Annotated in this window: 17 protein-coding genes; 8 read left to right on the top strand and 9 right to left on the bottom strand. The window is 55.4% G+C overall.

Features of this window, described 5'->3' with window-relative positions:
* Window positions 1-69 precede the first annotated feature (69 nt).
* From pqqC to Q8W24_RS05690, 4 genes are read left to right on the top strand one after another with little or no spacing between them, the layout of a single operon-like run.
* Window positions 70-849 carry a pyrroloquinoline-quinone synthase PqqC gene (gene pqqC, locus Q8W24_RS05705; RefSeq protein WP_303433992.1) on the top strand — a complete coding sequence of 260 codons (780 nt, stop codon included), beginning with the start codon at window positions 70-72 and terminating at the stop codon, window positions 847-849.
* Between the two features lie 23 nt (window positions 850-872).
* The gene (gene pqqD, locus Q8W24_RS05700; protein ID WP_305474677.1) at window positions 873-1118 is read left to right on the top strand and encodes a pyrroloquinoline quinone biosynthesis peptide chaperone PqqD; all 246 of its coding nucleotides are present in this window, start codon (window positions 873-875) and stop codon (window positions 1116-1118) included.
* Window positions 1090-2283: a pyrroloquinoline quinone biosynthesis protein PqqE gene (pqqE, locus tag Q8W24_RS05695; protein ID WP_303433990.1), complete on the top strand. Its 1194-nt coding sequence runs from the start codon at window positions 1090-1092 to the stop codon at window positions 2281-2283. Before pqqD ends, pqqE begins: the two co-directional genes overlap by 29 nt.
* Complete coding sequence (locus Q8W24_RS05690) at window positions 2280-4319, top strand: S9 family peptidase (protein ID WP_305474674.1); 2040 nt, start codon at window positions 2280-2282, stop codon at window positions 4317-4319. Before pqqE ends, Q8W24_RS05690 begins: the two co-directional genes overlap by 4 nt.
* A gap of 210 nt (window positions 4320-4529) precedes the next feature.
* Here Q8W24_RS05690 and Q8W24_RS05685 read toward each other — a convergent pair whose 3' ends face one another.
* A complete protein-coding gene (locus Q8W24_RS05685; protein WP_303433988.1) occupies window positions 4530-5081 on the bottom strand; it encodes a hypothetical protein in 552 nt (183 codons plus the stop codon).
* Window positions 5082-5365: 284 nt separating this feature from the next.
* Between Q8W24_RS05685 and Q8W24_RS05680 the strand changes: the two genes are divergently transcribed.
* A complete protein-coding gene (locus Q8W24_RS05680; protein ID WP_305474672.1) occupies window positions 5366-6019 on the top strand; it encodes a cytochrome b/b6 domain-containing protein in 654 nt (217 codons plus the stop codon).
* A gap of 156 nt (window positions 6020-6175) precedes the next feature.
* Here the strand turns inward: Q8W24_RS05680 and Q8W24_RS05675 are convergent, their stop codons facing one another.
* The 5 genes from Q8W24_RS05675 to Q8W24_RS05655 all read right to left on the bottom strand — a co-directional run bounded on the left by Q8W24_RS05675 (window position 6176) and on the right by Q8W24_RS05655 (window position 10818).
* A complete protein-coding gene (locus Q8W24_RS05675) occupies window positions 6176-6637 on the bottom strand; it encodes a cytochrome c (protein ID WP_303433986.1) in 462 nt (153 codons plus the stop codon).
* A 315-nt stretch (window positions 6638-6952) separates the two neighbouring features.
* Window positions 6953-7780 carry a dethiobiotin synthase gene (gene bioD, locus Q8W24_RS05670; RefSeq protein WP_305474670.1) on the bottom strand — a complete coding sequence of 276 codons (828 nt, stop codon included), beginning with the start codon at window positions 7778-7780 and terminating at the stop codon, window positions 6953-6955.
* 4 nt (window positions 7781-7784) lie between these two features.
* Window positions 7785-8666: a methyltransferase domain-containing protein gene (locus tag Q8W24_RS05665; RefSeq protein ID WP_305414863.1), complete on the bottom strand. Its 882-nt coding sequence runs from the start codon at window positions 8664-8666 to the stop codon at window positions 7785-7787.
* The gene (locus Q8W24_RS05660) at window positions 8663-9493 is read right to left on the bottom strand and encodes a hypothetical protein (RefSeq protein WP_305474668.1); all 831 of its coding nucleotides are present in this window, start codon (window positions 9491-9493) and stop codon (window positions 8663-8665) included. The genes Q8W24_RS05665 and Q8W24_RS05660 overlap by 4 nt, the downstream gene beginning before the upstream one ends.
* Window positions 9490-10818: an 8-amino-7-oxononanoate synthase gene (locus tag Q8W24_RS05655; RefSeq protein ID WP_305474666.1), complete on the bottom strand. Its 1329-nt coding sequence runs from the start codon at window positions 10816-10818 to the stop codon at window positions 9490-9492. The genes Q8W24_RS05660 and Q8W24_RS05655 overlap by 4 nt, the downstream gene beginning before the upstream one ends.
* Before the next feature lie 254 nt (window positions 10819-11072).
* Here Q8W24_RS05655 and bioA point away from each other — a divergent pair, with 254 nt between their 5' ends.
* A complete protein-coding gene (gene bioA, locus Q8W24_RS05650; protein ID WP_370693307.1) occupies window positions 11073-12428 on the top strand; it encodes an adenosylmethionine--8-amino-7-oxononanoate transaminase in 1356 nt (451 codons plus the stop codon).
* A gap of 55 nt (window positions 12429-12483) precedes the next feature.
* Here the strand turns inward: bioA and Q8W24_RS05645 are convergent, their stop codons facing one another.
* Together Q8W24_RS05645 and ercA are read right to left on the bottom strand one after the other, a co-directional pair.
* A complete protein-coding gene (locus Q8W24_RS05645) occupies window positions 12484-14229 on the bottom strand; it encodes a NahK/ErcS family hybrid sensor histidine kinase/response regulator (RefSeq protein WP_305474663.1) in 1746 nt (581 codons plus the stop codon).
* Window positions 14213-15376 (bottom strand): alcohol dehydrogenase-like regulatory protein ErcA, encoded by a 1164-nt coding sequence (gene ercA, locus Q8W24_RS05640; protein WP_303433980.1) that lies wholly within the window; start codon window positions 15374-15376, stop codon window positions 14213-14215. Before ercA ends, Q8W24_RS05645 begins: the two co-directional genes overlap by 17 nt.
* 402 nt (window positions 15377-15778) lie before the next feature.
* On the opposite strand from ercA, the gene Q8W24_RS05635 reads away from it, so the two are divergent.
* Window positions 15779-16744, top strand: a complete 966-nt coding sequence (locus tag Q8W24_RS05635; protein WP_305474661.1) for a hypothetical protein — start codon at window positions 15779-15781, stop codon at window positions 16742-16744.
* 90 nt (window positions 16745-16834) lie between these two features.
* Here the strand turns inward: Q8W24_RS05635 and Q8W24_RS05630 are convergent, their stop codons facing one another.
* Entirely contained in the window at window positions 16835-18973 is a 2139-nt protein-coding gene (locus Q8W24_RS05630) for a 4Fe-4S binding protein (RefSeq protein WP_305474659.1), read from the bottom strand.
* 477 nt (window positions 18974-19450) lie between these two features.
* Here Q8W24_RS05630 and Q8W24_RS05625 point away from each other — a divergent pair, with 477 nt between their 5' ends.
* Window positions 19451-20551: a porin gene (locus Q8W24_RS05625; protein WP_305414870.1), complete on the top strand. Its 1101-nt coding sequence runs from the start codon at window positions 19451-19453 to the stop codon at window positions 20549-20551.
* Window positions 20552-20873: the final 322 nt, after the last annotated feature.

Raw genomic sequence — 20873 nt, 5'->3', positions numbered from 1 at the left:
GTGAGTAGGGGAAGCGCAGAACAATAACAATATCCCCAACCAGTAACCTCCCTGAGGTGGAGACATACCATGACAGAACACAGCAACAAGCAGCCCTGGTCCCGCGAAGAATTTGAACAACGCCTGCGTGCCAAAGGGGCGCTTTATCATATTCACCACCCTTATCATCAGGCGATGCACCACGGCGAATGCAACGAAGCGCAAATTCGTGGCTGGGTCGCCAATCGTTTTTATTATCAGATCAATATTCCGGTGAAAGACGCCAATATTCTGGCCAACTGTCGCGACCGGGATGAGCGCCGCATGTGGGTGCAACGGATTCTGGATCACGATGGTTTTGACGGTGCCCATGGCGGGATCGAAGCCTGGTTGATGCTTGGCGAAGCGGTGGGTATTGATCGCGAGACCATGTTGTCGCAAGAGCTGGTGTTGCCGGGTGTCCGTTTTGCGGTGGATGCTTATGTCAATTTTGCCCGGCGGGCCAGCTGGGAAGAAGCGGCCTGTTCTTCGCTGACCGAAATGTTTGCGCCGGAAATCCATCAGTCGCGGCTGGATACCTGGCCACAGAATTACCCCTGGATTGATGCTCAAGGCTTGCAGTATTTCCGGGGGCGGTTGAGCGAAGCCCGCCGTGATGTTGAGCATGGCTTGCGGGTCACGCTGGATCATTTTGTCACCCGGCAGCAGCAGCAGCAGGCGCTGGATATCCTGCAGTTCAAACTCGATATTCTCTGGACCATGCTGGATGCGATGACCATGGCTTACGATTACCAGCGTGCGCCGTATCACAATATCGAAGCCGATGGCATGGGCAACCCGGTGCGTTATCACAAAGGGGCGTACCGATGATCAGGGCAGAGCAAATACCGGTTATGAACCGCCTGTACCGGATGCAATGGGAAGAAAGCCAGCAAACGCATGTGCTGTTGTACCCGGAAGGTATGGTGCAACTGAATGGCAGTGCTGGAGAAATCATGGCGCTGGTGGATGGCACCCGTTCCGGGGCTGATATTATTGCGGCGCTGGAACAGAAATTCCCGGAAGCCGGTGATCTGGGCGCTGATATTATCGAATTTCTGGGAGTTGCCCATGAGCACAACTGGATCACCTTTGACTAGCCCGGTTATTCAGCCATCGGCGGATAACCCCCACGCTGCGGGCCGCCCTTTCTGGCTGCTGGCCGAGCTGACCTATAAATGCCCGTTGCAGTGCAGTTATTGCTCCAATCCGCTTGATCTGAGTGGCAGTGGCACCGAACTCACCACCGACCAGTGGCTCAGTGTGTTTGAGCAGGGCCGCAAAATGGGAGCGGCGCAACTGGGCTTTTCTGGTGGCGAGCCGTTGCTGCGGCGAGACCTGGAAGTGCTGATTCGTGAAGCCCGCCAGATGGGCTATTACACCAACCTGATTACCTCGGGTCTGGGGATGGATGATCGCCGGGTGTCGGATTTTCGTGATGCCGGGCTGGATCATATCCAGGTCAGTTTTCAGGCCAGTACCGAAGAGTTGAACAATCAACTCGCCGGGAGCCAGAAAGCCTTTGCCCAGAAGCTGGCCATGGCGCGGGAGGTGAAAGCCCAGGGCTACCCGATGGTGCTGAACTTTGTGATCCATCGCGACAATATTGAGCAGATCGACAAAATCATTGAGCTGTCGATCGAGTTGCAGGCCGATTTTGTCGAGCTGGCCATTGCCCAGTATTACGGCTGGGCTTTTATTAATCGTGCGCACTTGTTGCCCACCAAGGCACAGCTGATCAAGGCTGAAGCCATTACCAATCAATATCGGGATCAACTGGATGGCCGTGGCCCGAAGCTGATTTTTGTCACCCCGGACTATTACGAGGAACGCCCCAAGGGCTGTATGAATGGCTGGGGAAATATTTTTCTGACCATTGCTCCGGACGGTACGGCATTGCCGTGTCACAGCGCCCGTGAATTGCCCATACAGTTTCCGAACGTCAAGGATGAGGCGTTGGCAGATATCTGGTATCGCTCGACCGGTTTTAACCATTTCCGGGGTTATGAATGGATGAAGGAGCCGTGCCGCTCCTGCGACGAAAAAGAGAAAGATTTTGGTGGTTGCCGCTGTCAGGCTTTCAAGCTTACTGGTGATGCCGCCAATGCCGATCCGGTTTGCAGCAAGTCGGCGCACCACGGCAAGATCGTGGCCGCCCGTACCGAGGCGGAGCAGTTGGCGGCTGGCGTCGCGCCGTCGTCACCGCTGCTGGCGCGTAATAAACGCAACCAGCAGGCAGCTGTCGATATTATTGCCCGCGGATGATGACGGCCATCAGTGCCCAACAGGCTGCTGCCCAGGGCAAGCAATGGGCGGAACTGCGCAGCGCCGGCAGCTGGCTGGGCTGGCTTGAGTTTGATCCGGCAACAGCCACCAATCAGGTGCTGGTTGCTGCGCTGGACGAACAGCCGTTAGTTCCTGTGGTGGTCAGCCCGGCAGGGATGTCTGCCCGTAGCCGGGTGCATGAATATGGCGGTGGCAGCTGGTGTTTGTTTGCCAATGGGCTGATCTTTGTGAATGAGGCCGATCAGGGCTTGTACCTGGTTACGCTGACCGGGGATTTGCAGGCTGTGCCGGTTCCGCAGCGGTTGTTTGTGCAGCCGGGCTGCCGCTATGGCGACCTGGTGTGGGATGAGCTTCACCAGCGGGTGCTGGCGGTTGAAGAGGCGCATTCGAGCACCACGCAAGAACCGGTCAATCGTCTGGTGGCGCTGGCATTGGTCACGCTGCCGGGTCAGTCAGTACAGGCTGAGCGGCATCTGCTGGCGGAAGGCTGGGACTTTTATGCCAGCCCGACGCCCGCGGCCGATGGCCGTTATCTGGCCTGGCTGTGCTGGAATCACCCTCATCAGCCCTGGTTGTCGACCACGTTACAACGGGGCGAACTGGACAACGCCGGTGCCTTGCTGGCGGTAGAGACGGTCGCCAATCCGCAACAGGCTGAGGTTTCCTTGTGCCAGCCGGGTTTTCTGGGGGATGAGTTGTGGGTGGTGTCGGATCAGCCTGGTGACGTTGCGCTGTCTGGCAAGCCCGAGGATGAGTCCTATTGGAACTTATACCGTTATCTTTGTGCGCCCTCTGTGGCATCTCCTGCAACATCTCTTACAGCACCTCCTGTCGCCAAAGTGGTACATGCCCAGGCGGCTGAATTTGCAACGGCGCAATGGCAACTGGGGTTACGTCACTGGGTGGCAGGAGCCGATGGGGTGGTGGCCAGCTTTTTCCAACAAGGAGAGGCTGGCATCGGTTGGCTCAACCGTCGCAGCGGTGTTTTTGAATCCCTCTTATCACCGGATCACAAGGCAACGGCCCGTTACCACAGCCTGTGCTGGAATACCCACAGCGGCCGTTATTACGCCTTGCGGGAGTGCTGGGATTCTCCCACGCAACTGGTGAGCTGGGACTTGTCTGTTGCTGGCGAGGATCGAACCGCTGAAGGCCTTATCCGTCTGGATATCGGCCCAATGCCGCAAACGCTGACGCGCCCGCAGCGGTGCATGATCCCGGCTCCTGGAACAGCGGAGCAAACGCTGTTTGGCTGGTATTACCCTCCAACCGCTGCAACCGACGTATCCGGTAACGCGTATCAACCGGGCTTGATTATCCAGTTGCATGGTGGGCCAACGGCCATGGCGGACAGCAGCTTTGATCCACAAAAGCAGTTTTGGTGTGATCGTGGTTATGGCCTGCTGATGCTGAATTATCGTGGCAGCAGTGGGTTTGGTCGTCGTTATCGACAGGCCTTGGCCGGTCAGTGGGGGCTGACAGACGTGGATGATGTGCTGTTGGCCTGTCAGTACGCCCAGGCTCAGGGCTGGGCACAACCGGGCAGAATACTGGTGCGGGGCAACAGTGCCGGTGGCTATACCGTGTTGCGGGTCTTGTCGGATGACCGTGCCGCAGCGGCTGGCATCGGAGGCGGTGCCAGTCTGTATGGAATCAGCGATCTGGCTCTGTTAAATGCCCACACGCACAAATTTGAATCCCGCTATCTGCATTGGTTGATCGGCGACCCGGTTATGGATGCACAGCGTTATCGCCAGCGTTCACCGATTTTCCGGTTGGATCACTTTCGGCTGCCGGTGATCTTTTTTCAGGGACAGCAGGATCGTGTTGTTCCGCCGCCGCAGACGCGGCGGTTGTTTGAGGCTTTGCAAGCGCGCTCGGTCATTACCGATTATGTGTTGTTCAAGGGAGAAGGCCATGGCTTTCGCCAGCAAAAAAACCGGGCGACGGTATTGCAACGGGAAGATGCGTTTTATCAGCAGTTATTGGGGGCTGATGCCGACGGGCTGGGCTGAACAGTAACAGCGGGGAAAAACCAGCAGAAAAAAACAACAGAAAAAACAGCAGAAAGAAAACCAGCGGTAATAAAAAGATTGATACCAGAACCAGAACCAGAACCAGAACCAAAGAAAAGCAAAAGCCGGTTCTGGTGACGACGCCAGGTTATTCAGGTAAAACAATAACCAGGCATCGTCACGGCAAGAGCCAGCGCCATCTCTAACGTGTTATTCGATACGGCGGCCTTGAAGAACCTTGCGTTCGGTGGTCTTTTCTTTCAGGGAATCGGCGTCTATCCATAACCGTGGTTGCGAATAGAGCTGGCCTTCACATTCTGTGGCCTGATTATCCACGGTGTAGTACCACTCACCGTCGTAATACACCTGGAAGTGATTGTCTTTATTACGCCCCAGCGAGGTGTAATCTCCCTGAGCAACACCTTGCTCGACACCAAAGGTAAGGGCTGTACCTTCTTCAAAGCTGACCGCCATAAAGTTCTCGTCGACCTGAACAGCAACGCCGGGGGTCCAGGATGGTACTACCACTTCATGCACCAGTTGTCCTTGACGACGAATCAGTTTGCCGCTGGATATGTTTTTTTCAACCATTCTGAACTGGCGTTCGGCCCGGAAGGGCGGACAAACATAATACTGCAGTTGTTGCAGGTCGGCGTTATTAAAGCCTTCGCTGTAACGTAACTCTTGGGTAAACGGAATATATGATTGATGGCTACAGGCAGTCAGCAGTAAAAGGCAGCTTGCCGAGACGATTGTTCTCATGAAAATCCTCATGTCGTAACCTTGATCAGTACATTTAAAATATCAGCATGTTGCCAGATCGCCTGTATTGCCGATCAGCATTCAACATGCATAAGGTTTATTATGCCAGTCATTGACAGGTTATGGGCAACAGCAGGGCCATGATTATGGATAAATCTGTCAAATCAAGATAGCAATCAGCGCTCTTGTGTTGTGCAAGAGCCGGTATTTCATAACATGATAGTACAACTGACCGCAGTCCATTGTGGCAATACAGTACAGGGTGTGACAGGAGAAAGGTGATTATGAAGGTTTGGGACAGTTTTGTTCGTGGGTATCACTGGTTGCAGGTGATGTTACTGGTGGGATGTTGGTGGACCGCAGAAGAGGGTGAAATGGGCTGGCATATGAGCCTGGCGTCGTGTCTGGTGGCGCTCTGGATCACGCGGTTGGGGTGGGGATTGTTTGGTTCTTCCAATGCCCGTTTCAGCCAGTTTGTGCCGGGGCCGCAAGCTGTGATCCGTTTTTCCCGCACTATGCTGACCGGCAAGGAAATGCCACGGCATGCCGGACATAATCCGCTGGGTGCCTTGATGGTGGTGGCGCTGATGCTGTTGATTGCTGCGCAATGGGGCAGTGGACTCTTTGCAACGGATGAAATTTTTACCGAGGGACCTCTGGTTGAGATGGTCTCTGCAGATACCGCGACACTGTTGACCCAATGGCATCATCTGAATTTTGATCTGATTGTTGTGCTGGTGGTTTTGCATGTTGCTGCGGTGGTGTTTCATCAATGGCGTGGTGAGCCTCTGGTGCAGGCCATGATTACCGGCAAACGGAACGATTTGAGCGCAGCCGAAGCACCGACTCTGGTACCTGCATGGCGTGCCTGGGTGGTATTTTTGCTGTTGTGGGTGGTGAGTAACCGTCTGATTGTGGGCAGCTGGTGGATTTGGTAAGTCGACAGAAAGTTGATGTGATATTGATGAGATGTTGATGTAACAGAGCGGCGGGTAACAGGGCAGTCCCCGCCGCAGTACCCGACGACACAGGGTTTGGCCATGTCGGCGGGTTGAGTCATACCGGCCTGACGTGGTCAGGCCCGGAATCAGCTACTAGCGGTTTTTAAAGTCGGTGTGGCAGCTTTTGCAGTTTTTGGCTGCTTCCATAAAGACAGGCTTGATAGTGTCCATGTCGCCGGATTGTGCTGCTTTTGCCAATGCGCTTGAGTCTTTCTGGAACTTGGTCATTTTTTCTTCGAACAGTGCCGGTTTTTCCCAGACTGCCGGTTTGGCTTTGGTATCGCCTTTATCTGAGCCAGGTACGGTAAAACCTTCCATCGGCATTTTTGACAGTGCATCCAGGCTGTTGGCGCGGTATTGGAATTCCACGGCGTCAAAGTCTTTTTTGCCTTTGATCATGTCACCCATTTGACCAAAATGCGCAGCGACCAGGTGGAATACTGCCTGGCGGTATTCAATGGCGTCTTCAACTTCGTCGTTGCCGTGTGCGACTGCACTGAAAGTACAGGCAGAGGCAAGAGAGATGGCCATAAGTTGTTTGCTAATGATATTCATCAAGAGTCCTTCTATTGGTTGCTATTGGGAATTGTTATAGGGATTAAGCCGTCGATTCTGTCTTTGGATGGCAGAACTGCTCAGGCTATCAGCCAGGCTATTGGTCAGGCTGTTAGTCAGGCCAAGTAGCTATTACACCCGTATTATGTGGCTAATATACGACAACATAGTGTTGGATGGTCAGCATGCTGGCAAGAATCCGACCGATTTGTGAGATCTTTTACATTTGTTGACTTTCACGGCATTGCGTTGGCGGCATCACCTGATCCAGGGGGCGATGATGCCGGACGCCGGTCTTGTGTAGCAGGCTGGTGGTTATTCCCGGAACATGGCAGCCAGTGACTGGCTGGCCATCATTGCGGCTTCGGCTTTGGTATCGACAGCCTGCTGGATTGAAAGATCATCTGGACTGGCCAGAGTGCTCTGGTAAGGCACATGGTCCAGCAAGGGGATACGTTGCTGGCTCAGTACCTCGGTTAGATAGTCGAGATTATCCTGCTCCACCACCATGGAGGGATTCAGGCTGTTGGCTATCCAGCCTGTGAGCGTCAGGCCCCGGGCGCGAATGGCTTCAACACTGAGTAAGGCATGGTTGATACAACCCAGCCGTAAACCCACCACCAGAATCACTTCCAGTGGCTGACGGTCAGCGCTGCGGTCGATGGCAACGGCGAGATCTGCGAGTGAATGGCTGGTGTTGATCGGCACCAGCCAACCCCCGGCACCTTCGATCAATTCAAAATTGGCTCCGGCATTGTCGAGAGAGTTTATACAGACCTGGGTCAGCTGATCCAGATGTAGTGGCCGCTGTTCCTGGCGGGCAGCAATATGAGGGGCTATGGCAGCCTGGAAGGCAACCGGGTTATGACTGGTATAGGGCTGCTCGACGCTACTGAAACGCTGTAACAGCAGCGCATCGTCATTACACCATTGTGGTTGCTGCGGTTGGTCCGGGCTGGCCATCCATGTGCATCCCGCGGCAACGGGTTTCAGCCCAAAAGTGCGATAACCGGCTCTGGTCGCGGCAGCCAGCAAGGCGGCAGATACCAGCGTTTTACCCACATCGGTGTCGGTGCCGGTAATAAAAAGGCGGCGCGGAGGCAGGGCTGGCCCGGTGGCGGAAGGGGGAGTCGTATGGGTCATGGGGTTATCCGTGATCGGGTTTGGTGGCCAGTATCCAGCCCAGTTGGTAACTCAGGGGACACTGGCCGTTGGCCGCTTTGGGGTAGTACTGGTCAAACAAGCGAATGAGCTGGCGACCGCCCAGACCAGGGCGACGGTCACTGTTGACGTTGGTGGCACCAATGGCTTTTAACGCTTTTAACAGGCTGAGAGTGTCCGGGTAATGCTCCTGATAACAGCTCTGGCGTTGTTGCTGAATAATAAAACCGGCCTGTAATAGCGCCCTGGCCAGCTCTGTGTCACTGGTAAAGTGATTGATATGGCGGAAATGATCAATGTGTTGCCAGGTGGCGGCAATTTCGGCGTGGGTGCCGGGTAACAGTGTGGCGATGGCCAGCGTGGCCCCCGGTGCCAGTACCCGATACCACTCGGTCAGGGTCTGTTGCGGGTGTTCGCTCCATTGCAGCATCAGGCTGGAAATGGCACCACAAGGGGGCTGCTGGCTTGCGTCGGTGCTGGCATTCGTGACGGTATTCCGGTAACGGCCGTCAGGCAGCGGGAGTTGGTCTGCATCGGCCAGTAGCAGGGTGCGGGAAGTCAGCTCACCAGTGGCCGCGGCATGGGGGTAAAGCGGCCGCTGGCGGGCAACCGTCAGCATGCCTGCGGCCATATCGATCGCGGTAATATGCTCGGCCCCCAGAGTCGACAGCGGCTCGAAGGCGGTACCGGTACCACAACCGATATCAAGCCAGTGTCCGTGCAGGCCTTCCGGTTGCTGTTGTTGCAGGTAGTGCATTAATTGCTGTTGTGCCCATTGCTGCACCGTGGCGGCCTGGTCATAGCTGTTGGCGGCGCGGCTGAACTGCTGGCTGACCTGGCGTTTATTACGCATCAGGGGTGGCTTCATTGTGGTGTTCCAGCGCTGTGATCAAGCAGTTGGAGCAGGGCGTCTTGCAGGGAAGGAATCGTCGTTTCTTCCACCAGCAGTGCGTGGCTCTGGCCGGCCTCCGCCAGCAAGCCGTGGCTGGAGGTTAATCCGGCTGGGCGTAAGGCATCCTGCTGGCTGTAACAGGCCAGTCGGGGCATGCCGGGCTGCTGCTTGTCGAGCTGTGCATCGTCCAGCTGATATTGGGTTAACCAGTCCAGCGAGGTGGCGAGCAGTGCGGCCTGGGTGCTGTCCAGTTGGGCGTTGGCAAGGGTGGTCATATTACTGCGCGCTTGCTCCGCTCCCTGGCAACATAACGCCAGGAAGCGTTTCAGGGTTTTGGCCGGGAAGCGCTCAAGGCTGTTGCGGAAGCCGGTAAAGGCCGCGGCATCCATACCCTGCTGCGGGGCTGTTGGCTGGCTCAAGAAATGATGGCCCGTGGCCATGGTGCACAATGCCCGTGCGCTGATGGCCGGTTTGGTTTGCTGGGCCTGCGGTTGGCTTAACGCGGCATGGGCCAGCGCGCCGCCCAACGACCAGCCGACCCAGATCGCATCGGCCGTCGCGGATTGTTGCAGCAGGCGAGTGGCATCGCTGCATACCGGTGTGCTGTTGAACCGGGTCAGCTGTTGATAAAACACCGGATAGTCGAGGCCCAGGTGCACACCGGGCAACCGACTCAGTAATGGCTCAAATACGGTGGCTTTGAATCCCCAGCCGGGGAGCCAGTACCACACGGGGCTGGTATCCGCACTGGATTGTGAATGGGGGGCGGCGGCCAGTGGTTGCCAGATATCAGCCGGGTTCACAATGTCTCTCCCTGTGGGTCTGATGACCGGATGTCGGCTGCGGGGAGGCGCAGCGACTCTGGTATCAGCTCATCCAGTGCTGTCAGTAACTGGTCAATCTGGGCGGTGGTATGGGCTGCGGTCAGGGTGATACGTAGACGGCTGCTGCCATTGGGAACGGTCGGTGGTCGAATGGCTGTTACCCATAGGCCACGCTGCTGCAGTTCGGTACTGATGGCCATGGCGCTGGCTTCGTCGCCAATCATCAAGGGTTGAATCGGGGATTCTGACGGCATCAGGGCAAGCCCGAGCTGGCTGGCACGTTGGCGAAAATAGCCAATATGCTGGTGTAATGTGTGTCGCAAGCTATCGTCTTGCAGGCGTTCGAGGTTCGACAGCATGGCTTCGGCCACCGCTGGCGGTAACGCGGTCGTGTAAATATAGGGGCGAGCAAACTGCACCAGATAATCGATCAGTGCCTGATCACCGGCGACAAAGGCACCAAAGCCGCCAAGAGCTTTACCCAATGTGCCTATGTACACCGGCAGTTGTTCGCTGCTGAGATCAAAGGCCGAACGCACCCCGGTACCTTGTTTGCCAATAATCCCCAGTCCGTGAGCGTCATCAACCATCAACAAGGCCTGTTGCTGCTGGCAAATCTGGCTGAGCCGGGCGACATCGGCGAGGTCGCCATCCATGCTGAAAATACTGTCGCTGACCACCAGTGTCAGTGGTTGTTTTGCTATCTCTTGTTGCGCTTGTTGCGCTTGTTGCGCTTGTTGCGCTTGTTGCGCTTGTTGCGCTTGTTGCGGCTGTTGCGGCTGTTGCATCAGCGGTTGGCGCTGTATCAGCCGTTGTTGCAGCTGATCGTAATCCAGATGGCGGTAACGCAGAAAGTCGGCGCGGCTGAGTAACGCCCCATCGATCAGTGAAGCATGGTTCAGCTTGTCTTGCAGAATCAGGTCGCCGCGTTGGGTCAGGGCATTGATGCAGCCGACATTGGCCATATAGCCGGTGGAAAACAGCAGCGCGGCCGGATAGCCAGTGTGCCTGGCCAGCGCTCGTTCCAGTTCGTCGTGGGCGCTGGAATGGCCACATACCAGATGTGACGAGCCGCTTCCCAGGCCCCAGCGCTGGGCGCTTTGCGCCAGGGCGTTGGCACCACCCATCGCCAGCCCAAGATAATCATTGCTGCAAAAATTGATCAGCGGCTGCCCATTGCGTTGAACCACTGGCCCTTGCTGGCTATTGAGGGTTGAACGCTGACGCCATTGGTCGAGTTGGCGGCGCTGTTGACTGGCGTGATTCAGACGACGTTGCCAGGGCGTGGAGCAGGAATTGGGCATGGGAGCGGATTAACCTGTTGATGAGGTGGCGGTCAGGTGGCGATTAAAAGGCAGTACTGGGTTGCTTGACAATAAGACGGTGACAGAACAGGTCAATACGGTCAGCCCGGTTTGGTTTACTAATGGTGAGGCTGGCTCCGACTGTTTAGCTCAAAAGAGGAAATCACGCCGTTGAATCGATCTGTTATCGGGTTGTAGCGGAGTTAATGGCTGAAATCCGTTAACCTTTCTGCCATTGATTTCAGTGAGAGCAGATGATGACAGGCCATGACCACTCCAGCGCCAAACCCTGGTCAAACCCGGCGTTAAGCGATAGCGAATTTGACCACCAGCATTTATGGCACCCCTACAGTTCGATGACCACCCCGGCTCCGGTATGGCAGGTGGCTTCTGCCAGTGGTGTACGGTTACGCCTGAGCGATGGTCGCGAGCTGATCGATGGCATGGCCTCCTGGTGGTGTGCGGTACATGGTTACAATCACCCGCGTCTGAATCAGGCTGCCACCGAGCAGCTGGAGAACATGTCCCATGTGATGTTTGGCGGTCTGACCCATGGCCCGGCGATTGAGCTGGGGCGGCGGCTGGTGGCCCTGACACCAGCGGGGCTGGACAAGGTCTTTCTGGCCGATTCCGGCTCGGTGGCGGTTGAAGTGGCCATGAAAATGGCCATCCAGTACCAGCAGGCGCGGGGAAAACCGGCCAAGCAACGACTGCTGGCGCTGGAGCGTGGTTATCATGGCGATACCATGGGGGCGATGTCGGTGTGTGACCCACGCCGGGGAATGCACCATCTGTTTGCCGGAGTCCTGACGGCCCAGCACTTTGTCCCTGAACCGCAGGCTGTTTACCCCAAGGCTGACCAGCCGCAAGATGCATCGGTACTGGCGGCGGACATTGCCGGGTTGCGCCAGAAGCTGGAGAGCTGTCACCAGGAACTGGCCGCGCTGATTCTGGAGCCTGTTGTGCAGGGGGCAGGAGGGATGCGTTTTTATCATCCCGACTATTTGCGCGCCGCCCGACGTTTGTGTGATGAGTTTGATGTGCTGTTGATTGCCGATGAAATCGCCACGGGGTTTGGCCGTACCGGCAAGCTGTTTGCCTGTGAACATGCCGCTATTTCGCCAGATATCCTGTGTGTGGGCAAGGCATTGACCGGTGGTTATATGACGCTGTCTGCCACACTGGCAACCACCGAAATTGCCACTACCATCAGCCAGGGAGAAGCTGGCTGTTTTATGCACGGCCCGACCTTTATGGGGAATCCGCTGGCATGCCGGGTGGCTTGTGAAAGTATCGACTTGTTGCTGGATTCGGATTGGCAGGCTCAGGTACAGCGTATCGAACAGCAGTTGGAGCAGGGCTTGTCGCCGTTGCGAGGCCAGGCCGGTATTCGTGATGTCCGGGTGCTTGGAGCGATTGGTGTGGTGCAGCTGGAGCAGTCGGCCAATGTGGCAGAACTGCAGCCCTTGTGTGTAGCGCAAGGGATCTGGGTGCGGCCGTTTGCCGATTGTGTTTATGTGATGCCGCCATTTGTGATGAACAATGACGATCTGGCAACGCTGACAACGGGCATCCAGACGGCACTGGGGCAATATCTGGCTGGTTCGTAAGGCACGCCAGACAGGGGGCCTGACGTGTTTGCTCCGGGTTTACGGGTTTTTCGGGTTATTGTTCCAGTAAATAGGCCATCAGGGCGCGGAGCTTGGCCGGTTTGACTGGCTTGTTCAGACGGGTGGCTCCCAGTCGGGTGATTTCCTGACGCACGGTATCGCTGCGGTCAGCGGTAATAACGATCAGGGGAGTTGCCATAACGTTGCTGTCGGCGGCTGCCAGAGTACGTATCACGCCGGTGCCGGTTTCATCGTGATCCAGATGATAGTCCGCCAGTACAATATCCGGACAGAAGTTGTGCCAGGCATCCTGGGCGACTTCGCCATTACTGGCGGTAATCACGTTACACCCCCAGGCCTGCAACAGGCTTTTCATACTGAGACGAATGGTTTCCTCGTTATCGATCACCAGTACCCGCACCCGATTAAGACGAGCACTGGCGGCCAGACCTTCCGGCACGGTGTCGGCACGATTGGCGGAGTGGCGGCCTTGTGGGTCATCAGCACTTGCCTGTGGCACGGTGACGGAGAAACAGCTGCCAATCCCAACCCGTGAATGAATGGCCACCGGGTGATCCATCATTCGGGCGATACGTTCAACAATGGCGAGGCCGAGGCCAACGCCTTTGCTGCGCCCCTGGTTGGCGTTGTCGAGCTGGCGGAATTCCCGAAAAATCTCTGTACGCTGGTGTTCGGCAATCCCCGGCCCGGAGTCACAAATCATCAGTTGCAGCTGGTCGCCACGGCGGCGGCAACCTATCAGTACCCGCCCGGTGGGGGTATAGCGAATGGCATTACTGACGAAGTTGCGCAGGATGCGCATCAACAAGCGCGGGTCGCTGCGGATACGCAGGCTGCTGGGTACCATATGCAATTCGAGATTGGCCTGATGGGCCTGGGTCTGGAATTCGCTGTACAGGGTTTTGAGCAGGTCGTTGACGGCAAACTCTTCATGATCGGGGGTTACGGCATTGGCATCGAGGCGGGAAATATCCAGCAGGTCAGCCAGCAGTTCTTCGGCACCGGTCAGGGCGGTGTGAATACGTTCAACCAGAACCCGGTTGTCGTTATCCAGTGTGCGTTCTTGCAATGTGGCAACCAGCAGGCGGGCGGCGTTCATTGGCTGCAACAGGTCGTGGCTGGCGGCGGCAAGGTATTTGTCTTTGCTGGCGTTGGCGGCTTCGGCTTCCTGCTTGGCGGCCTGTAGTTCCCGGGTGCGGACTTCGACACGCTGTTCCAGTTCGTTATTGATACGGGCCATGGCGGCTTGGGCGCGTTTGCGTTCGGTAATATCATGCACGAAGACTTCGATCAGGCCCTGTTGCGGGTCTTTCAGCAGCACGTTGATCGACACCGCGACTGGTTCCATGCCCAGTTTGCGCTTGAAGCGGGTTTCGAATGATTGCTGGCGACCGAGCTGATTTACCTGTTGCATCAGTGTGTCCAGGTCTTGCGGATCGTGGAACAGGTCGTGGCGCAAGGAGGTGACGGAGTAGCGGAATTCGGTGGCATCCCGATAGCCACACATACGGGCGATGGCCGGGTTGGCACCACTGATACCGCCACTGGCTCTGGCCTGGAAGATGCCGTGCAGGGCGTTTTCGAACAGCCATTGATAGCGTTCTTTTTCGCTTTCCAGCTCATCAATCTTTTGCAGCAATTCCGGGTAGTAGCTTTTGCGCGCCGAGAAGGCTCCAAGGCCAATCAGGTTTTGTACCAGGGCCTGGTCTTCTGCATTGTGCTCGTTGCTGTTTTGCGGCTCGTTGTTCACGTCAGAGGCTGGGTCATAACGCTTCCTCATAGACCACCTCTACATCTCGTTTGCTGGATTTTCTGGGGTTGGTCAGAATGCAGGGGTCGGTCAGTGCTTTGCCAGACAGTTCCGGAATATCGGCCAACCGCACGCCGGATTGCCCCAGGTTCTGGGTCAGACCCACTCTGGCCTTGAGCTGGCTGATGTTGTCGACCAACTGGCGGCGTATTTCGGTACTGGTCCGGCCTTTGGTCTGGATACCCAGGGTTTCGGCAATCACCCGGAAGCGATCTTCTGCATGGCTGTAGTTATAGTCTATTACTCGTTCGACCAGAATGGCGTTGCAGAGACCATGCGGTAAATCGAGATAACCGCCGAGGCTGTGGGACATGGCATGTACGGCCCCCAGAATGGCGTTGGAAAACGCCAGCCCGGCTTTGAGTGACGCCAGCATCAGCTGTTCGCGCAGGGCAATATCGGTAGGGTTGTCGACCAGCGCGGGCAGGTTGCCGGCCACCAGGCGGATGGCTTCCAGGGCATTCGTATCGGTGAGTGGGCCGCTGGCGGTGGATACAAATGCTTCGATGGCATGCACCATGGCGTCGATGCCAGTGCAGGCGGTTAAAAAGGGCGTCATCGTCAGCGTGGTTTCCGGGTCGATGAGGGAAACATCCGGTACCACTGCCTTGCTGATGATGGAGATTTTCATGCGGCTGTTCTGGTCGGAAATAATGGCAAACTGGGAAACGTCTGCCGAAGTGCCTGCGGTGGTCGGAATAAAAATCAGCGGCGGAATCGGCGAATGAATGCGGTCGACTCCTTCAAAAGTGAGAATATGCTGGCGGTTGACCGAGACTATGCCAATGCCCTTGGCGCAGTCCATCGGGCTGCCGCCGCCCACGGCAACAATCAGGTTGCAGCCTTCTTCATTATAGAAGGCGGCTCCGGCCATGACTTCTTCGGTTCTGGGGTTGGGACTGACGGCGGAGAAAACCCGGTAATCAATGTCCATTTCCTGCAGGCTGTTTTGTACATCGGCGACCCACCCGGAGGCGATTACACCGGGGTCGGTGACGATCAATACCCGCTGGGCGCCAAAATTCCGGGCGAAGTTACCTACGGTTTTGCGGGCTCCGACGCCAAAGATAATCTCCGGGGCAACAAACTTTCTCAGATTGGAAATGGAATCAGACATAAATAGAGGGTCCCGAAGCGTATGCGCAGAGTGCGTCATTATTCTTGTAATAATGGAAGACAGTAAACCGGTTCCTTACCTGAGGTAAAGGCTACGATAGCGTTAGGTATCTAGTGCCAAGGGGTTAGTCGGGCGGTAGATTCTTGCTGTTGCGCAGTGGCTATTGACATTATTTTCCAGAACGTCTGACAGTTAATTACCCGCCAAAGAGACAGACTGTGGCAACAGCGGCGGCCACCACTGTCCTCACCACTGTCCTGCACGGGTACGATTGTCCAATATAGAATATTGTCGACTCCATCACAAAGAGACTTCTGGATAGGTATGTTAGAGCCAACAAGTGTCAACCAATGTTGAGCGACTGCGTTGACAACAGAAATACCCTGATAAGGAGTCTGTTGTATGAAAGCACGTCTACGGTTTACGGCTGTTGTTTTTTCTTTGCTGCTCAGCGCTTGTGGCGGTTCTTCTGGCACTGGCAGTAGTGGTGGCTCAAGCGGTGATGGTGGCGATTCTTCCGGTATCACCCCGCTGCTGGAAGATACCAACCCGACCTTGAGCAGAGCCAGTTACGATGGTGAGAATACGGAGCTTGCACATAATACCCTGGTACACGCTTCGATCATTTATGATGAAGAAATTGACTACGATGAACCGGACCATCATTACTATCTTTATACCGCCCCGGCCAGCGGTTATATCAGTGTGATCCTGCATAGTGAGTTTCTACAAGGCAGTTCTGGCGATATAGCACTTGAGGTGGTGGAATATAACGCTCAACCAGCAGGTGACTTGTCATTTGAGTGGAGTGGTAATCAGGTGATTATATTTCCGGTCAGTGCTGGCTTGACATACCGTATTGCCATTTATCCCAATGTGACTTACGAGGATGAAGACGATGATAGCTATGACGAAGGCCAGGTTGACTATCAGCTGACGCTGTCTGATGTCAGCCGTCACCTGTTGGATATGAGCAGTACCGAGCATCTGGCTCTGGTGTTCTCAGACATTATGATCACGGACTGTGATGACGACAGTCACCCGATGAGTCTCGGTTACGATTACGCCCCTTTTGTCATTGAGCTGGATGCTGGCCATTTTGTCGGTGACCACTGGGGTTACTGGCAAATGCCGGACCCCCAGTCTGTCAGCCAGTCTGGCAATCTTATCCAGCTCAGTGCCGATTATCGTGTGTATATGAACGAACTCTTCACCATAGACAATACCCTGACCGCGCAAATCAATCTGTCTGACAATCGTTTTACGGGCGTCAGCGACTCCACCGCCAACATCAGTTACAACGGTAATGTCATCAGCAGTGAATGCCAGAGCTATCATTATGACGGCGAAGTGTTCTGGTTACTGTAACTGGCCAGGCTGTCCTTGCACGTGCTGTCCTTGGTGTGCGTAACCTGTTGCGATCATTCTGGTCGCAACAGGTTGTGCTTGCTGATGTTGTTATTGTGCCGCATCGGTTGCCAGTAACCTGGCCTTGGCTTGCCGCTGCTCCTTTTTTCGCGCACTGATGCTGTCTACACACTGGGTGTCGTCGCGCAGAATCACGACGCATTCCAGGCATTGGATGCACTCGTCGTAGTCGATTTCTCCATCCTTGCGAATGGCGTTGATTTCGCAACGGCGTTTACACAGCTGGCACGGCGTGCCACACATATCCACACGGTCGAGCATGTTCAGGCGGCGCAGTTTGCCAATAATGGCCAGACCGGCACCGAGTGGGCACATATAACGGCAGTAGAATTTGTGCACAAACATACTGGCCACCAGCAAGGCGACGGCGTACAGCACAAAGGGCCAGGCGCGATAAAAATAGAGGGTGATACTGGTTTTGAAGGGTTCAACTTCAGCCAGTTGTTCCGCCAGCGTCAGGGAATAAAACGCGGTTGCGACCAGTCCGGCCAGAATCGGGTACTTGATCAGAATCAGCTTGCGGTGCAGGGGTTCAGGGATACGCCGTTGACGAATGCCCAGCCGTTTGGCCAGTGCTGAGGCCATTTCCTGCAAGGCCCCAAAGGGGCAAAGCCAGCCACAGAACAGCCCGCGTCCCCAGATAAACAGACTGACAAAGGTGTAGCTCCACAGAATAAAAATCACCGGGTCGAGCAGGAAGATACCAAGGTTAAAGCCGTCGTACAGGTTCAGCAGCAGGGTATAGATATTGACGACTGACAGCTGCCCCTGGGCATAAAAACCGAGATAGGCGACGGTATACACCAGAAAACCCCAGCGAAAAACATGCATCGCACGGGGGAAACGGGTGAAATACCGCTGCCAGCTGAACAGGATGGTTAGCAGAATCAGGCTGATGGTCAGCAGCGTGATTGACAGCCAGCGATCTTTCCACAGGCCGACCCAGAGTGGTGCCCGGGTGGTGGTTTCTATTTCAACCTGCTCAAACAGTTCGGCAGGCAAGGTTACCGGAATCTCAAAATGTGCCCGGTCGGTGATCAGGTGGTTGCGGGGCATCTCCATGTTCAGTATCAGGGCGGATTCGGCTCCGGGGTTAAAACCGGCGTTGCCACCGACCTGAAACAGGTTGGCCTGGGTAAAGGATGGAATGCCATCGGCGACCAGCTGGATATTGCGATCGAGCGCGTCCATATCACGCATTTCGACCGCCAACTGGCTTTGCTGGAGCGCCAGGCGGCCGGGTACGGTGCCGGGGCGGAAATCAGCCGGTACATGGGTAAACAGTCCTCGTGACATAACCGCCAGCACTTGTTGGCCCGGCTTGAGAGATGCCTGCAGCTGGGCAAAACCTTCATCACCCAGCAGGTTGCGGCCAACAGAGGGGGCGTTGATATAGGCGTACCAGAGTTCGGTAAAGGCTTCGTCTTCTTCCGCATCACTCAGGGAAGGGTAGCTGCCAAGGTCGGTACCTAATGCCCGTTCGGCATCTGCCTGATCCAGACGCCAATAGCCGATGTAGCCCCGGTCGAGCATTTCTTGCCAGTTCAGTGGTTCATATTTGTCCATGATCGGCTGGGTGGCCGCAGCCTGGGCAAAACCTTCCAGCTTGTGCCGGGCGACCTTGAGCGCCGACGATAACACCGTATCGTTGACGATAATGACCGATACCGTGGCTTTGGAGACGCCATCAAAATAGACCACGCCGTCGGTGGCATTACCACCGGCCTTGTTGCTGTCGATAACGATATGCTCTGTCAGTGAACGGCCTTCGTACTGGTTGATAAACCGGAACAGCGGCTCCTGTCCCAGACCGTGTAGAAAAACCGGTTCGTGATGTTCGAGGATATGGATGCCGGTGAATTGCCCGGTGGCACCCAGGCCGATCAACAACCGGATCGGTCGGCCGGAAAAACCTGGCAAATCAACAAGGTCGGCAGATTCGTAGGCGTAACCCAACAGTTCATTCAGCTGATAGACCGGGTAAACCGGGTAGTCTTGCTGTTTGGCTTCAATACGGGTGGCTTTGGGAAACAGCTGCTGGATCAAATCATGGATGGCGGTTGGTGCTGCCGAATGATCCACTGGTTCATTGGCCGTGCTGGTGGCTGGCCAGCTGGCGAGACTGCACAAGCAGGCCCACAACAGAACGTGTGCGTACCAGGGTCGCATAAGAATTCCTCGATTATTATTTTTATGACAATCCCCCCATCCTAGGCAGCAGGGCGACAGGCTCAATGCTTCTTTGGGGCCTGATAATGACCTACTAAAGCCTTATATGGCGTGGGGCATATGGTGTGGAACGAGGGCACCATTGCCTATGGGCTGGGTCGCGGCGCGGCGTATTTCTAATACTAAGGTTTTAGGTGTCGCGACTTTAGAATCGGGATTTCTGTGCACCAATGAAGTGCAACCAAAGAGGGCGTGATTGTCGTTAAAGGGATGATAGCGGTAACGATACAGACAACGGATAGTGGCCAACGTTGTTCAGGGCGAGAGTCCTGCACCGCTTCAGAGTGTTCCTGTTTAAGATGGTTCGGGCCTGACCGGCCTGAACCATCTTTTTTCTGTACGGTAGCCAACAGCGCCGCAGAAAACGGAGGACCCTGACCCTGTACGACAAAAACAACACTATCAGGGCCATACAAAATGAAAAATAATAAAATCTTCAAGTTGCTGCCAATGGCAGCGGCGGTAGCTATCAGCGCACAGGCGTCTGCCGCTATCACGCTGTACGACCAGGAGGCGACCACCTTTTCTGTGGATGGTTTGTTCAATACCTTTTATGTCAACAGTGATAGCAGTGCTGACGGTACCAATGATGTATCCCAGTCCCGTGTCAAAATGGGCTTTTTACCCAATGTGATCGGTTTTAATTTCAGTAAAGAGGTGGATGGCCTGACCATGGGCGGCCGTTCTTCTTTCTGGGTCACCATCAACGATGGTAATTCCAATCTGACCGACTCCATGATTGATGTGCGGCAGTTCTATGCCACAGTCGATGGTGATTTTGGCCAGATTCTGATGGGTAAGGATTTCGCACTGTTTAACCGCGCCAATATTTTTGGCGATGAAATGTTGCTGGGCTTTGGTCAGACCATCACCACCACTGACGATGGCAACAACGTATCTTTCGGTAATATTGGTACCGGCTATCTGTATCCTTTCCCGAACTCCCAGATTACCTACCGCATGCCGGCCATGGGAGGCTTTAACCTGGCTGTGGGTCTGATGGACCCGGCCAAGCGTTCAACGGCATCGGAAGAAAGCCGTCCCCGTATCGAAGCCGAAGCAACCTACGATATGGACTTTGATGGCGCTACCGCCAAAGCCTGGGTGGGTTATATGAACCAGGAATCGAAAGAAGCCGGTACCAAACTGACTTCCAGCGGCGTGTCTTACGGTCTGAATGTCAAGGTGGCGGGGCTGGCCCTGACTGCTTCCGGCTTTACCGCTGAAGGCGTTGGTGCGGCGGGTCTGAGTAATCTGGTTACCTCTGATGGTGCAGAAGTGGATGGCACCTTGTTGCAAGCATCCTATACCCACGGTGATAACCGCTTTGTGGTGTCCAAGGGCAAGAACGACGGCGGCACTACCGACGGTGGTTCTGATCTGGATCTGGAGAACAAAACCCTGGCCGTTTTCCATTCCATCAACAGCAATCTGACGCTGGTGGGCGAATGGGATAAAGCCGAGACCGCTACGGCGGATACAACAACCGTCGCACTGGGCGCGGTTGTTACTTTCTGAGTGTTTTATAGATAAGCACTGCCTGAAAAATCGGAACAAGGGACGGCTACGGCTGTCCCTTTTTTGTGGCTGGTTTAGTGGCTGGTTTAGTGGCTGGTTTAGTGGCTGGTTTAGTGGCCGCTGGCGATAAAACGACTGTAAAAAACGACTGTAAAAAACGACTTATACACAAACGACTATAAACAAAACGGTTATAAATGACGTACTTTCAGATGAAGTATGTCCGGCAGTATTGAATGGCAAGGGCTGGTGAATCGGGGCAGAGTCGTGAACTCAGCCAAACGAATGTGCCAGCAGAGGAAGCACCGGGTCGGAAGTAGCA

The organism is Oceanobacter sp. 4_MG-2023 (assembly GCF_030689165.1).
Lineage (GTDB): Bacteria > Pseudomonadota > Gammaproteobacteria > Pseudomonadales > Oceanobacteraceae > Oceanobacter.
The sequence above is the reverse complement of the archived record's forward strand: the minus strand, read 5'-3'. Positions and strand labels throughout refer to the sequence as shown.